We start from the raw sequence: 13,224 nt of genomic DNA on the forward strand, positions 1-13,224 counted from the left end.
GGGGTCGGCTAGCGTACGCCTGTGCCGAACGACCCGCCGCCCACCCTGCTGGCCGCGATGGGACGCCGCGGCTTCCTGCTGACGGCCTGGCCCTGGCGCGCCGTCGGCTACCTGCTGTCGACCGTGGTCGTCGTGGTCGCGGCGGGACTGCCGCTGGCGGTGCTCGGGACGCCGCTGCTCCTGGCCGCCGCCTCGGACGCCGCGCTCGGCGAGCGCGCGCTGCCGGCCGTCCTCGGCCTCCTGCTGGTCGCCGGGCTCGGGCCGGCGGTGACCATCCCGCTGACCGGTCTGGAACGGCGCCGGCTCCGCCTGGTGGACGCCCGTCCGGCGGGCCCGGGGCATCGGCGGCCGCCCGAGCGGGGCGTCCTGCCGTGGCTCCGCACCCGCTACACCGAACCGGTCACCTGGCGCGCGCTCGGCTACTTCCTGCTGCTGTCGGCCGCCGTCCCCGTCCTGTACGCGGCGCTGCTGTCCGTGCTGGTCTTCGAGTCCGGCGCCGTGGCCGCCCCGCTGATCCTGCTCGGCGGCGACGGGCCGATGGTGCTCGGCCCTGTGAAGATCGCGACGCCGGAGGAGGCGCTGCCCTACGCGGCCGCGGGGCTGGTGCTGCTGCCCGCCGTCCCGTACCTGCTCGGCCTGGTCGCCGCGGCGCAGGGCGCGCTCGCCCGGACGTCCCTGCGCAACGGCTCGGGGCAACGGCTCCAGGCCGAGCTGGTCGAGGTCGCGCGGTCCCGCGCCCGGCTGGTCGACGCGTTCGAGGCCGAGCGGCGCCGCATCGAGCGCGACCTGCACGACGGCGCCCAGCAGCGGCTGCTCTCCCTCACCCTGAAGCTCGGGATCGCCCGCGTCGACCTGCCGCCCGGGTCCCTGGCGGCCGGCAGCGTCGCGGACGCCCACGCGGAGGCCAAGCTCCTCATGACCGAGCTGCGGGAACTCGTCCACGGGATCCACCCCCGCGTCCTCACCGACCGGGGCCTGGCGGCGGCGCTGGGCGAGCTGGCCGACCGGTCCCCGCTCGCGGTCGCCGTCGAGGCCGACCTGCCCGGACGGCTTCCCCGCCAGGTCGAGAGCACGGCCTACTTCGCCGCGGCCGAGGCGCTCACGAACGCCGCCAAGCACAGCGGCGCCGACCGGGCCGCGGTGGTCGCGCGCCTCGCCGGCGGCGTCCTCACGGTGGAGGTCGCCGACGAGGGCGCGGGCGGCGCCGACCCGGCCCGCGGCACCGGGCTGACCGGCCTCGCCGACCGGGTGGCGGTGATCGACGGCAGACTGCTCGTGTCGAGTCCCGCCGGGGGGCCGACCCTCGTCCGCGTGGAGCTGCCTTGCGAACCGAACCGACCGCCGTCCGGGTAGTCCTCGCCGAGGACGGCGTCCTGCTGCGGGAGGGCCTGGCGGGGCTGCTGGCCAGGTTCGGCTTCGACGTGGCCGCCGCCGTCGACGACGCCGAGGCCCTGCTCGCGGCCGTCGCCGAGCACCGCCCCGACCTGGTCATCACCGACATCCGGATGCCGCCGGGCTTCTCCGACGAGGGCCTGCGGGCCGCCGTGCGGCTGCGCCGCGCCGACCCGGGCCTCGCGGTGGTGGCGCTCAGCCAGTACGTCGAGCTGAGTTACGCCGCCGACCTGCTCGACTCCGGCGACGGCCGCCGGGTCGGCTACCTGCTCAAGGACCGGGTGGTGGACGTCGCCGACTTCGTCGCGGCGCTGCGCCAGGTCCTCGACGGCGGGACGGTGGTGGACCCGAAGGTCATCCGGCAGCTCATCGGCCGCCGCCGTGACCCGCTCGCCGCGCTGTCCCCCCGCGAGCACGAGGTGCTCGCGCTGATCGCCGAGGGGAGCTCCAACGCCGCCATCGCCCGCCGGCTGGTCGTCACCGAAGCGACCGTGGGCAAGCACGTCCGCAGCATCCTGGCCAAGCTCGACCTCCCCCAGACCGACGACACGCACCGCCGGGTCCTCGCCGTCCTGGCCTACCTCCGAGACCGTCCCCCCACCCCAGACCCCGGCTGAGGCCGTGAGGCCCGGCGCGTCCCGAGGGTCCGGGTGGCTCGCTCACCCCCGGCCTCGACTTCGCCGACTGAGATCAGTGCGGCCGGGCCGCCGCCGACCAGGCTCGTGCCCTTGAGGCTGTCGGCCGTGGTCTGGGCGGCGGCCGCGGCCGCTGTGTGTCAGACACTGGGGGCGGGGGCTCCGGGCGACAGGCTCGGGGCTTCGGCGTCCTCGGGGGCGGTCCGGTGCTCGGAGACGGTCGGGAGCTCGGGGCGCGGGGTGTTCATCAGGACGGCGACGATCAGCGCGCCGACCACGAGGATCCCGGCGGACCACGCGCCGGCCGCGGCGAAGCCCTCCACCAGTGCCTGCCTGGCGACGGCCGGGCTCGGGCCGTGCGAGGCCAGGTAGTCCGCGGTCGCCGCGGTGGCGATGGTGTTGAGCAGCGCGATGCCGATCGAACCGCCGATCTGCTGCGCGGTGTTGACGGTCGCCGAGGCGATGCCGGAGTCGCCCTGGCCGACGCCGTGGGTCGCGTAGTCGAGGGCGACCGGCATGATCATGCCCGCCCCGAAGCCCAGGAGGAGCTGGGCGACGAGGACGCCCGCGGCGTAGGGGGTGCCGGGCTCCAGGGTGAGCATCCACAGCATGCCGGCGGAGCTCACCAGCATGCCGGGGACGATCAGAGCGCGCGGCGCGACCCTGGGCAGCAGCCGGGTGGTGAGGCCGCCGGCCGACAGCAGCACCGCCGTGGCCATCGGAAGGAAGGCCGCACCCGTTCTGATCGGCGAGTATCCCTTGACGACCTGCATGTAGTACGTCAGGAAGAGGAACGCGCCGAACATCCCGATGACCGCCAGGCCCACGGCCAGGTAGGCGCCGCCGCGGGTCCGGTCGGCGACCACGCGCAGCGGCAGCAGCGGCTGCGCGACGCGGCTCTCGACGAGGGCGAACGCGGCGAGCAGCACCGCGCCGGCGGCGAGCAGGCCGATGACCTTCGCCGAGCCCCAGCCGTCCGACCCGGCCCGGCCCGTGGCGTACACGATCGCGACCAGCCCGCCGGTGACCGGCAGGACGCCGAGGAAGTCGAACCGGGCGGAGCCCGGGTGCCGGGACTCGGTGAGCATCGCGAACCCGCCGACCGCCGCGACCACGGCGATCGGGATGTTGATGTACAGGCACCAGCGCCAGTCCAGGTAGTCGGTCAGCGCCCCGCCGGCCAGCAGCCCGATCGCGCCGCCCGCGGCGGAGATCGCGCCCCAGATCCCGAACGCCTTGGCGCGGTCCTTCGGCCCGGTGAAGGTCACGGCCAGCAGCGACAGCGCGGACGGCCCGAGCAGCGCGCCGAACGCGCCCTGCAGCGCGCGGGCCGTCAGCAGCATCTCGAAGCCGGCCGCCGCGCCGCCGAGCGCCGACGCGCCGGCGAAGCCGAGCAGGGCGACCAGGAAGGCCCGCTTCCGGCCGGTGTAGTCGGCGATCCGGCCGCCGAGCAGTAGCAGGCTCCCGAACGCCAGCGTGTACGCGGTGATGATCCACTGCCGGTCGCCGTCGGAGATCTGCAGGTCCCGCTGGAGCGACGGCAGCGCGATGTTCACGACCGTCCCGTCCAGAACGATCATTAGCTGGGCCAGGCCGATGAACGGCAGCGCGGCCCAGCGGCGCGAGCCGGGCGGCGGCGCGGGCGCCTTCGTGGTCGCCATGACTTTGTCCTCACTCGTGGTGCGGCGTGCCGCGCGAATCGATCGCGGGCCTCCTGACGCACACGAGACACCGGCGGCCGCGTCCTTCTGACAGGCCGCTCGTGTGAACTGCGCCACGGGCCGCGATGACGCCGCCCGCGTCCGGCCGGGGCGCCGGGACGGCCCTAGCCGCGGTCCGGTTCCGGCGCGGCGGCGACCGGGGGCGTTTCCGGCTTGGTGTAGAGGACGTCGCGAGCCTGCTCCACGGCCCGGTTCAGGCTTTCGCTGACGAAGTCGAGGAAGCGGGCGGCGTTCTCCAGGCGGGTGGCGGCCGGGGTGCCGCGCCCGAGGACGGCGACGCCCTCCCGCGCGGCTTCGCTGAAGCGGTCGTTGTCCCGGATGCTGCGGATCATCGACTGGTACCAGAGGTCGTTGTCGACGACGTAGCGGTCGCGCCGGCCGTCGCTCTCCCGGCGGATGAGTTCCAGGTCCGCGAGGAACGTGACCGCCTTGGAGATGGACGCGGGGCTGACCTGGAGCCGCTCGGCGAGTTCAGAGGCGGTGAGGCTGGTGTCGGCGGTGTAGAGGCAGCTCAGCACCCGGGCCGTCATCTTGGGCAGGCCCGCCGTCATGATGACGGTGGCGAGGGTCTCCTGGAACTCCAGCACCGCCTCGGCGTCGCGTCCGTAGGGCTGCGGCGCCGCCCGCGTCCCCCGGGCCGCGGTCTGGGTGCGCCGCCGGGTGCGGCGCTGGGTGGCGTGATGGGCCAGGTCGGCGCGGTAGCCGGTGGGGCCGCCGTTGCGCATCACCTCGCGCGTGACCGTGGAGGTCGGACGGTCGAGGCGGCGCGCGATCTCCGCGTAGGCGAGGCCGTCGGCCAGCCCCACCGCTATCTGCTGGCGCTCCTGCTGGGTGAGCCTGCCTCCCGGCATCACGACCCCTTTCGTGCCCCGCGGGGCCGTGGCGTTCCCTGACGCCTCCACCATAGCGTTCACCTTCAGTACATTGCAACGTTCGGCAGCGTTGCGTTGCGTTAGACAACAGTCTGTTGCAATGATTATCTAACTCTGACCTGCGCAAACGCTACTTCAATGCAAAGATCGTGTTGCCTATATATGGAAAGCAACGTAGCTTTTGCGTTGTTCGAAACAAGCAGCCGCAAGGCGGACCGCAAGGAGAGCACGATGCAGAAGTTCGACACCCCCGCCCCGATCACCGCCGTCCTGGACGTCCCCGCCGGCCGCGTCCAGCTCATCGCCGCCGACCGTACCGACACCGCGGTCGAGGTCCGGCCCGCCGACGCGTCCAAGGGCCGCGACGTGAAGGCCGCGGAGCAGACCGCGGTCGAGTACGCGGACGGAGTCCTGCGGATCGCGGTCCCGGTGAACAACCGCCTCGGCTCCTCCGGGGCGGTCGAGGTGACGGTCCAGCTGCCCACCGGGTCCCGGGTCGAGGGGAAGGCGGCCGCCGCCGAGCTCCGGACCGTCGGACGGTTCGGCGACGTCGCCTTCGAGGGCGCCTACCGCTCGATCAAGCTGGACGAGGCCGCGAGCCTGCGCCTCACCGCCACCGACGGCGATGTCGAGGTCGGCCGGCTGGGCGGCCCCGCGGAGATCAGCACCCAGCGGGGCGACATCCGGGTCACCGAGGCCGCGGGCGGCAAGGTCGTCCTGCGCACCATGTCCGGCGACATCTCGGTCGGCGCCGCCGCGGGCGTCTCGGCCTCCCTGGACGCCGGCACCAGCCAGGGCCGCATCACCAACACCCTCAAGAACGACGGCACCGCCGAACTCGACCTCCACGCCACCACGATGCACGGCGACATCACCGCCCGCAGCCTCTGACCCGCGGCTCGACGCGACCCCCCAAAGGAGCAGCACCATGACCGACCTGGCCATCGCGGCGACCGGGCTGCGCAAGTCCTACCGCGACAAGAAGGGCGAGAAGGTCGTCCTGGACGGCATCGACCTGTCCGTCCCCGAAGGAACGATCTTCTCCCTGCTCGGCCCGAACGGCGCGGGCAAGACCACCACCGTCCAGATCCTGTCCACGCTGATCCGGGCCGACGCCGGCGAGGTCCGCGTCGCGGGGTTCGACCTCGGCCGCCAGGCCGACGACGTGCGCGGCGCGATCGGGGTGACCGGGCAGTATTCGGCGGTCGACAAGCTCCTGACCGGCGAGGAGAACCTCCTCCTCATGGCCGACCTCAGGCACCTGCCGAAGAGCGAGGGCAGGCGGAAGGCCGCCGAACTGCTGGAGAAGTTCGACCTGGTCGACGCGGCGGGCAAGCCGGCCTCGACCTACTCCGGCGGCATGCAGCGCCGGCTCGACCTGGCGATGACCCTGGTCGGCGACCCCAAGCTGATCTTCCTGGACGAGCCCACCACCGGACTCGACCCGCGCAGCCGCCGCGCCATGTGGGGCATCGTCCGCGACCTCGTCCGGGACGGCGTCACCATCTTCCTCACCACGCAGTACCTGGAGGAGGCCGACGAGCTCGCCGACCGCATCGCCCTCCTCGACCAGGGGCGGCTGATCGCCGAGGGCACCTCCGAGGAGCTGAAGCGGCGCATCCCCGGCGGCCACATCCTGCTGAAGTTCGGCGAGCCCGGCCGGCTCGACGCCGCCGCGCTGGCCCTCGGCGCCGGCACCCCCGACCCGGAGGCGTTCACCCTCCAGGTGCCGAGCGACGGCAGCGTCCGGATGATCCGGGACGTGCTCGCCGTCCTGGACGACCACTCGATCGAGATCGACGAGATGTCGGTGCACACGCCCGACCTCGACGACGTCTTCCTCACCCTCACCGGCCGGCAGGCCGACGACACGGCCGGAACCAAGGAGGCCCTCCGATGAGCACGCTCACCCTCGCCGCGCGCGACTCCTCCACCATGGTCCGGCGGCAGCTCAAGCGCATCGTCCGCTACCCGTCCATGACCATCCAGCTGATCATCACGCCGGTCATCATCCTGCTGCTGTTCGTCTACGTCCTCGGCGGCACCCTCGGCAGCGGGCTCGGCGGCGGCCGCGACGCCTACGTGAACTACGTCGTCCCCGGCATCCTGCTCATGACGGCCGCGACCGCCGCGACCGGAACCGCCGTCATGGTCGCCACCGACATGACCGAGGGCATCGTCGCCCGCTTCCGCACCATGCGGATCTCCCGGGCCTCGGTCCTCACCGGCCACGTCGTCGCCAGCGTCGTCCAGCAGCTCTTCGGCATGGCCGTCCTCATCGGCATCGCGCTGGCGATCGGCTTCCGCCCGAACGCCTCCGCCGTCGAGTGGCTGGCGACCGCCGGGATGCTGACCCTGTTCGCGGTGGCCGTCACCTGGCTGTCGGTCGCCCTCGGCCTGAAGGCCTCGACCCCCGAGGCCGCCAGCAACGCCCCGATGCCGCTGATCCTCCTGCCCTTCCTCGGCAGCGGCTTCGTCCCCACCGACTCCATGCCCACCGCCCTGCGCTGGTTCGCCGAGTACCAGCCCTTCACCCCGATCATGGAGACCGTCCGCGGGCTCCTGCTCGGCACCCCGATCGGCAACAGCGGCGCCATCGCCGCCGCGTGGTGCGCCGGCCTCGCCCTCCTCTCCTACTTCTGGGCCAAGCGCACCTACAACAAGGCCTGACCGTGAACCGGCCGACCAGGGCCGTCAGACCAAAGGGTCTGACGGCCCTGACCGCTTCCCGGCCCAGTGGTTCACCGCCTCAGGCGGAAAAGGCTGGCGGTGGCCGCCCAGAAATCGGGGGCCGGTGTGCCCGTGACGTTCCAGGAGCCGTCGCCTTCGATCGCACGCCAGTCGGATGACCAGGAGTCGATGACGGGGCGCTCCGCGAAGGGGACGGAGACGAGGGGAAGGTCGGGCACGGTGCTGTTGGTGGGGCTGACGTGGCGGCCGCCGCCGGTGTTGCGCCTGGACCTGCGGAAGGCTTTTTGGGCGTCGCCCTCAGTGAGGCACCGGTTCTCGATCGCGCGCCAGAAGCCGGCCTCGAAAGACCGGTAGGCGGAGTCGTCGGACGTGGGGACGGCCATGAGCCCGAGAGGCAGGAGCAGGACCCGCAGGTCGCTGCCGGGCCGTCGCGCGATCATCGAAGCCGCCCAGCCGGGGGCTTGGTGCTCCAGGAGCTGGTAGCAGAGGCAGTACCCGTTCCAGGCGGCCACGGCGTTGCGCTCGTCCTCGGTGGGCTCGGGCCGGGCGTGGCGGCCCTTGGGGCGCCACATCTCGCGGGCGGCGGGGTGGGCGGGGCGCTTCTCACCGGTCCACCGCTGTCCATCCCAGTAGGCCTCGACGTCGGGACGGGTGCTGTTGAGATACCAGCCGGGCCGTCCCCACTCCACCGCGCCGGCCATGTTCCCCCGCCTCAGGGAAACCGGGCTGACCTGGCCGTCGCGGGCCTTCAGGCGTTCGACTTCCCGCTGGAGACCTTCGACCTGCCCGGTGAGGGTGGCCTTCTCCCGGTCCCAGTCCCGGACGGCCTGGCCCCACTCCTCCAGCGCCCGGCGGTACTTGTCCTCGTCGTCCTCCCGGGCCTTCTCCAAGACGGCGATGGTGTCGCGGTAGTGGGCGCTGAGCCGCTCCTGAAGAAGCTGCATGTCCTTCAGCTCCTGGATGGTCTCCCCCTGCCGGGAGATCCTCGTCAGCGCCTTCACCAGGGAGGTCTCCATGACCCGGGCATGCTCGTGCAGGCCGTCGACCCGCATGGCCCGCTGGGTCAGCTTCTGGGAGAACCAGGACGCCTGGAACTTCAGCATCTCGGCCTGGGCGTTGCTGTGCCGCTCGGCTTCCTCGGCCTCCCGCAGCTGCTGCTTGGCGGCGGCCAGACCGGCCTCCAGGTGCCCGAGGGCCTCGCGGAGTTCCTCGGCGGTCTGACGATGGCGTTCGCCGTGCGCGGTCAGCAGCGCGACCAGGCCCCACATCCGCTTGAGCGTCTCCTCCGCCGCCGCCAGGTCCTTCTTCGCGGTCGCCAGGTCCTTCTCCAGGATCGGCACCTGGTCCGCGTGGGTCGCCGGGCGGGGCTTCCGCTCGTCACGGGCGGCCCGGTACCGCTCCCGCAGAGTGCGCGCCTCGTCGTCGTCCAGCTCCCGGACGGTCTCCAGCGGCGCGACGAAGAACGCCTCCAGCACCCGCTCCTCGGGCACCGCATCGCCGTTGAGGTAGCAGTCGAGGCGGCTGTGCCCCCGGATCCCGGCGGCGGCGAGCAGCCTGTCCTTGGTGAGCCTTCGTGCCTCCATGAGGTCGCGAAGGTATTGGGACAACGCCGCGACCTGCGGGAAGTCCTCGTTGATCTTCTTCTTGGGGCGTCCGTGTGAGCCCACGCGATCTCCTTCCCCCGGAACGGGAGAACTCGCGAAAACGAAAAATCCCCGCGGCGTCCCCCTCTCCCGTTACCGGGAAATTGGATCATCGGTAGAGACTCGCCGAAGACGCGCCGCAAGGAAGTCAAACCAGTATCTCCCTGCCTAGTTCGTCTTTCAAAACAACACGCCCAGAAGGGGTCCAACCTGCATAGATGCCGACCCAGTCGACCAAAGCAGTCGAGAACGAACAACCAGAACACCGTTCTGGAATTTCGCTACAAAGCGTTACATCCTCCTGTCCGAAACCCTCGGACGCGGACGCCCCGAATGGAGGGGCTGGAAAGCAGTAAAGAGTGGTTGACTCCAGTAAAAACCGGAATAATCGGTCAATGGGCCGTGCCGCGGTGCCGAAGAACGGCCGGCCTCGCCGGACGACGCGCCGGGGCGGGCTCCGCCGGATGGTCCGCCGGCTGGCGCAGGCGGGCATGTTCGCGGCCGCACGCGGCACCGCCTACACCCTCGGATGCGCGTTCACCGCGTGGCTGATCGTGTGGATCACCCAGCGCTGACCCTCGGGCAGCTCGCCGACGCGCCGGGCGGCCCCCCGGCGCGGCGCGCCCCGCCGACCTCCCGGGGCTCCGGGACGAGCCCGGAGCCCCCCGCCTCGTCGGACGGGCTTCGGGGGTCAGAAGCCGATGGTCTCGCGGAGGAGCAGAACGGTGCCGCGTCCGGGTTGGTATTCCGCGTTGAGGATGAGGAGGCGGTTGACGGCGCTGGGCGTGCCGTAGGCCTTCAGGGCGCGGGCGTTCTCCAGCGGCAGGCAGTGGTCTTCGACGCGGCGCAGCGCGGTGCTCAGGTCGGGCACCACCTTCTGGGCGCCGGCGATCCAGATCGCGCGGGCGGCTCCGCCGGAGTAACCGGGCAACTGGCTTCCGCTGCCCGAGGCGACCACGAGGGAACCGGTCTCGGTGACCGCGTGGACGCTGCCGACGACGACGTCGGGGGCGGCGCACCGCCGCCGGATCTCGTCCGTCCGGGTGGCGCGGTCCATGGCCAGGATGCGCGGCTTGACGGCGTCGTATCGTCCGCTGCCGTTGATGTCCTCGTCGATGCCGGACAGGCGGAGGGTCTCGCTGGCCGCGGTGAACACGCCGGCGCCCTCGGGGATCAGCTCCCTGACACGGGTGCGCGCGGCGGCGGCGTCATCGAGGATCTCGACGGTGAAACCGTGCGCGGTGAGGGCGGCGGCCGCCCGCTCCAGACGCCGCCCGGGCGCCGCTTCGGTGAACTGCGGCGCCGGAATCGAGGTGGTCATGATGTCGCTGAGCTCCTTGTCGCCGGATGATGGGGTCGTCTGAGCAGTTCGACAACGCAGCCCGCGGAAACGTGAGGCCGGTGCGCCGCCTCACATTCCGGTGCGCCGTCCTGTCGAAGGGGTGAGGACCGATTCGACCGAGGGAGCCGTCGGCGCCATGACCATCCGATCCGAGCCCGAGCAGGACCGGCCCGACCCGGACCTGGACGCGATCATGAGCGAGCGGCGGCGCCTGACCGGTCTCGCCTACCGGCTCCTGGGCTCTTTGGCCGAGGCCGAGGACGCCGTGCAGGAGACCTACGCCCGCTGGTACGCCATGTCCCGGCAGCAGCAGGAGGCCGTCGAGGTGCCCGGGGCCTGGCTGACGACGGTCGCCGGCCGCATCTGCCTCAACGTGCTCGGCTCGGCGCGGGCCCGGCGAGAGACGTATGTGGGCGACTGGATCCCGGAGCCGCTGCCCGAGCGCGCGGAGTGGATCGGCGGGCGGCCGGACGGCGCGGCCGCGGACCCGGCCGACCGGGTCACCCTGGACGAGTCGCTCAGCCTGGCCTTCCTGGTCGTGCTCGAATCGATGACCCCCGCCGAGCGCGTCGCGTTCATCCTGCACGACGTCTTCCGCCACCCCTTCGCCGAAGTGGCCGAGATCGTCGGCCGCACTCCGGCGGCGTGCCGCCAGCTGGCCTCCTCGGCCCGCCGCCGCGTCCGCGCCTCGCAGCCCTCCGCGACACCGCCGGCCCGGCACGCCGCTGTCGTCAGAGACTTCAGGCGGGCGTGGGAGGCGAAGGACATCGACGCCCTCATCCGCCTGGTCGACCCCGACGCCACGGCGGTCGCCGACGGCGGCGGCCTCGCCACCACCTTCTCGCCCCCCATCCAGGGCGGCGAGCGGATCGCGCGCGCCTGGCTCGAACTCGCCCGGCGCAGGCCCGACGACATGACGTTCGCGGAGCGTTTGGTCAACGGCCAGCCCGGCCTGGTGGCGCAGCAGGACGGCGCCATCGTGACGGTGTTCGCGTTCCAGATCGCGGGAGACCGGATCCGGCGCATCTGGGTGGTGCGCAACCCCGAGAAACTCCGCCGCTGGACGGCGGGGTGACGGGGTGTTCCGGGCCTTGCCCCTTTCGCGGGGCGGAAATCGCGCGTCTTGGGACAGCGGTGTTCGGGGAAGTTGTCGTTCGCTTCTACAACGGCATTCGGGTTTCCGGAGCGGGACGTTAGAAAACTCACAGAGGTGAGTAATCGTCCCCCTTTCTTCGTCGCGGACTTGGTTCATCCGGTGGTGCGCCGCTCATTACGGTTCTTCTCCCCGTCCACGCCTTAGCGAAGGGGAGCACCTTGACCGCCTCCGTAGCGGTGGAAGAACCGGCGTCCGCGGCCGGCGCGCCGGCCGGTCGGCGCGCGTCCGCGTGGGGCTGGGCCGGGCCGCTGGTCGTCGCGGCGTTCGCCGGGTTCCTGGTGTTCCACCGGCTGGGCGCCCCTCACGCCCTCGTCTGGGACGAGACGTACTACGCCAAGGACGCCTGGGCGTTCCTGCACTACGGGGTCGAGCACAACTGGCGCGGCGGGCCGAACGGCGAGTACGCCGACTCCCTCTTCATCGCCGGGCATCCCGCGGCGGGGCTCGCGGGCGGCGGCGAGTGGGCCGCGCATCCGCCGCTCGGGAAGTGGCTCATCGCCGCCGGGATGGCGCTCTTCGGATCCGGCCCGTTCGGTTACCGGTGCGCGGCCGGTGCGGCGGGCGTGCTGGCGGTCCTGCTGCTGGCCCGCATCGCGCGGCGGCTGACCGGCTCGACCGTTCTCGGCTGCGCGGCCGGGCTGCTGCTCGCGCTGGACGGCTCGTGGCTGGTGTCCAGCCGCGCGTCCATGCTCGACATCTTCCTGCTCGTGTGGGTGCTGGCCGGGTTCGGCTGCCTCATCGCCGATCGGGACAGGACGCGGGCCGCCCTGGCCGCGCGTTCCGAAAGCGGGGGGCTTGGCGGGCCGTTCGTCTGGCATGGGTGGCGCTTGGCGGGCGGGGTCTGCTTCGGCCTCGCCTGCGCGACGAAATGGTCCGGCGCCTCCGTGCTCGTGTTCTTCTGGGTGCTGGCGCTGATCTGGGACGGGAAAGCGCGCAAGGACACCGGAGCCGTCCGGCCGTGGCGTGGCATGGTCAGGCTCGACCTCCTGCCGTCGCTGGTCCAGGTGGGGGCCGTCGCCGGGGTCGTCTACCTGGCTAGTTGGTGGGGCTGGTTCGTCTCAGGGACGCCGCTGCAGAAGACCCTCTTCGGCCAGAACGTCCCGGGGTTCCAGCGGCGCTGGGCCGAGGCGCATCCGAGCGGCCTGTGGCCGTCGTTCCTCGATCCGCTGCGGTCGCTGTGGCACTACCACGCGATGACTCTGGACTTCCACAGCGGCGTGACGCAGCCGAACCCCGGCCAGTCGTGGCCCTGGCAGTGGCCCGTCCTCGGACATCCGGCCGTCATGTGGCGCACCTCCGTACCGCAGGGACGGGACGGCTGCGGCGCCGCGAAGTGCGTCAGCGAGATCTCCCACCTCGGCACGCCTGCGCTCTGGTGGTTCTCCATCGTCGCGCTGCTCGGCATGGTGGTCTGCGCCTTCGCGGCGCGCGACCGGCGGGCCGCGGCGGTCGTGGGCGGCTACCTCGCGAGCTGGCTGCCCTGGTTCCCCGCCGCGCTCGCCGGCCGGACGATGTACTCCACCTACGCGCTGCCGATGCTGCCGTTCGCGATCCTCGCGATCGTCCTGCTCTTCGACGGCGTCTCCGCCCCGTACCGGGAGCGGCCCGTGCCGCGCCTGCTGCTCGGCGCGGCCGGGGCCGCCTACCTCGCGCTCGTGGCGGTGAACCTGGCCTACCTCCTGCCGATCCTCACAGGCGAGCCCCTTCCGGAGGCCGGCCGGCAGGCCCGCCTGTGGCTTCCCGGGTGGACGTGACCTCGCGCCGGCCCGCAC

Annotated in this window: 12 protein-coding genes; 8 read left to right on the forward strand and 4 right to left on the reverse strand. The window is 72.4% G+C overall.

The annotated features are described in order from the left end of the window. Nucleotides 1-21: 21 nt before the first annotated feature. Nucleotides 22-1,353, forward strand: coding sequence for a sensor domain-containing protein (locus AB0C87_RS27685; protein ID WP_360580229.1), 1,332 nt, complete (start codon nt 22-24; stop codon nt 1,351-1,353). Then, nucleotides 1,323-2,009, forward strand: a complete 687-nt coding sequence (locus AB0C87_RS27690; protein ID WP_345170955.1) for a response regulator transcription factor — start codon at nt 1,323-1,325, stop codon at nt 2,007-2,009. Before AB0C87_RS27685 ends, AB0C87_RS27690 begins: the two co-directional genes overlap by 31 nt. A 158-nt stretch (nt 2,010-2,167) precedes the next feature. Here AB0C87_RS27690 and AB0C87_RS27695 read toward each other — a convergent pair whose 3' ends face one another. Beyond that, nucleotides 2,168-3,688: an MFS transporter gene (locus AB0C87_RS27695; RefSeq protein ID WP_345170953.1), complete on the reverse strand. Its 1,521-nt coding sequence runs from the start codon at nt 3,686-3,688 to the stop codon at nt 2,168-2,170. 164 nt (nt 3,689-3,852) lie between these two features. After that, a complete protein-coding gene (locus tag AB0C87_RS27700; protein WP_353832002.1) occupies nt 3,853-4,599 on the reverse strand; it encodes a helix-turn-helix domain-containing protein in 747 nt (248 codons plus the stop codon). 252 nt (nt 4,600-4,851) lie between these two features. Between AB0C87_RS27700 and AB0C87_RS27705 the strand changes: the two genes are divergently transcribed. Genes AB0C87_RS27705 through AB0C87_RS27715 form a run of 3 tightly spaced genes read left to right on the forward strand, consistent with a single transcriptional unit; the run spans nt 4,852 to nt 7,290 of the window. After that, on the forward strand, nt 4,852-5,511 hold the full coding sequence (locus AB0C87_RS27705; RefSeq protein WP_345170949.1) for a DUF4097 family beta strand repeat-containing protein: 660 nt from the start codon (nt 4,852-4,854) through the stop codon (nt 5,509-5,511). 37 nt (nt 5,512-5,548) lie between these two features. Continuing rightward, a complete protein-coding gene (locus AB0C87_RS27710; RefSeq protein WP_345170947.1) occupies nt 5,549-6,520 on the forward strand; it encodes an ATP-binding cassette domain-containing protein in 972 nt (323 codons plus the stop codon). Continuing rightward, nucleotides 6,517-7,290 carry an ABC transporter permease gene (locus tag AB0C87_RS27715; protein ID WP_345170945.1) on the forward strand — a complete coding sequence of 258 codons (774 nt, stop codon included), beginning with the start codon at nt 6,517-6,519 and terminating at the stop codon, nt 7,288-7,290. Before AB0C87_RS27710 ends, AB0C87_RS27715 begins: the two co-directional genes overlap by 4 nt. A gap of 71 nt (nt 7,291-7,361) precedes the next feature. Here AB0C87_RS27715 and AB0C87_RS27720 read toward each other — a convergent pair whose 3' ends face one another. After that, nucleotides 7,362-8,978, reverse strand: coding sequence for a hypothetical protein (locus AB0C87_RS27720; RefSeq protein WP_345170943.1), 1,617 nt, complete (start codon nt 8,976-8,978; stop codon nt 7,362-7,364). A gap of 371 nt (nt 8,979-9,349) precedes the next feature. On the opposite strand from AB0C87_RS27720, the gene AB0C87_RS27725 reads away from it, so the two are divergent. Next, a complete protein-coding gene (locus AB0C87_RS27725; RefSeq protein ID WP_360580233.1) occupies nt 9,350-9,529 on the forward strand; it encodes a hypothetical protein in 180 nt (59 codons plus the stop codon). A gap of 116 nt (nt 9,530-9,645) precedes the next feature. On the opposite strand, the gene AB0C87_RS27730 is transcribed toward AB0C87_RS27725, so the two are convergent. Further along, nucleotides 9,646-10,275 (reverse strand): LUD domain-containing protein, encoded by a 630-nt coding sequence (locus AB0C87_RS27730; RefSeq protein WP_360580235.1) that lies wholly within the window; start codon nt 10,273-10,275, stop codon nt 9,646-9,648. 157 nt (nt 10,276-10,432) lie between these two features. Here AB0C87_RS27730 and sigJ point away from each other — a divergent pair, with 157 nt between their 5' ends. Continuing rightward, nucleotides 10,433-11,371: an RNA polymerase sigma factor SigJ gene (gene sigJ, locus AB0C87_RS27735; RefSeq protein ID WP_360580237.1), complete on the forward strand. Its 939-nt coding sequence runs from the start codon at nt 10,433-10,435 to the stop codon at nt 11,369-11,371. A gap of 239 nt (nt 11,372-11,610) precedes the next feature. Next, nucleotides 11,611-13,206 carry a phospholipid carrier-dependent glycosyltransferase gene (locus AB0C87_RS27740; protein WP_360580239.1) on the forward strand — a complete coding sequence of 532 codons (1,596 nt, stop codon included), beginning with the start codon at nt 11,611-11,613 and terminating at the stop codon, nt 13,204-13,206. Nucleotides 13,207-13,224 lie beyond the last annotated feature (18 nt).

Origin of the sequence: Actinomadura sp. NPDC048021, from assembly GCF_040653135.1 — a bacterium.
Classification (GTDB): domain Bacteria; phylum Actinomycetota; class Actinomycetes; order Streptosporangiales; family Streptosporangiaceae; genus Spirillospora; species Spirillospora verrucosospora.

Coding starts and splice junctions, on each gene's coding strand:
- AB0C87_RS27695 (WP_345170953.1), bottom strand. CDS start 3,688: ATGGCGACCACGAAGGCGCCCGCGCCGCCGCCCGGCTCGCGCCGCTGG.
- AB0C87_RS27700 (WP_353832002.1), bottom strand. CDS start 4,599: ATGCCGGGAGGCAGGCTCACCCAGCAGGAGCGCCAGCAGATAGCGGTG.
- AB0C87_RS27705 (WP_345170949.1), top strand. CDS start 4,852: ATGCAGAAGTTCGACACCCCCGCCCCGATCACCGCCGTCCTGGACGTC.
- AB0C87_RS27710 (WP_345170947.1), top strand. CDS start 5,549: ATGACCGACCTGGCCATCGCGGCGACCGGGCTGCGCAAGTCCTACCGC.
- AB0C87_RS27715 (WP_345170945.1), top strand. CDS start 6,517: ATGAGCACGCTCACCCTCGCCGCGCGCGACTCCTCCACCATGGTCCGG.
- AB0C87_RS27725 (WP_360580233.1), top strand. CDS start 9,350: ATGGGCCGTGCCGCGGTGCCGAAGAACGGCCGGCCTCGCCGGACGACG.
- AB0C87_RS27730 (WP_360580235.1), bottom strand. CDS start 10,275: ATGACCACCTCGATTCCGGCGCCGCAGTTCACCGAAGCGGCGCCCGGG.
- sigJ (WP_360580237.1), top strand. CDS start 10,433: ATGACCATCCGATCCGAGCCCGAGCAGGACCGGCCCGACCCGGACCTG.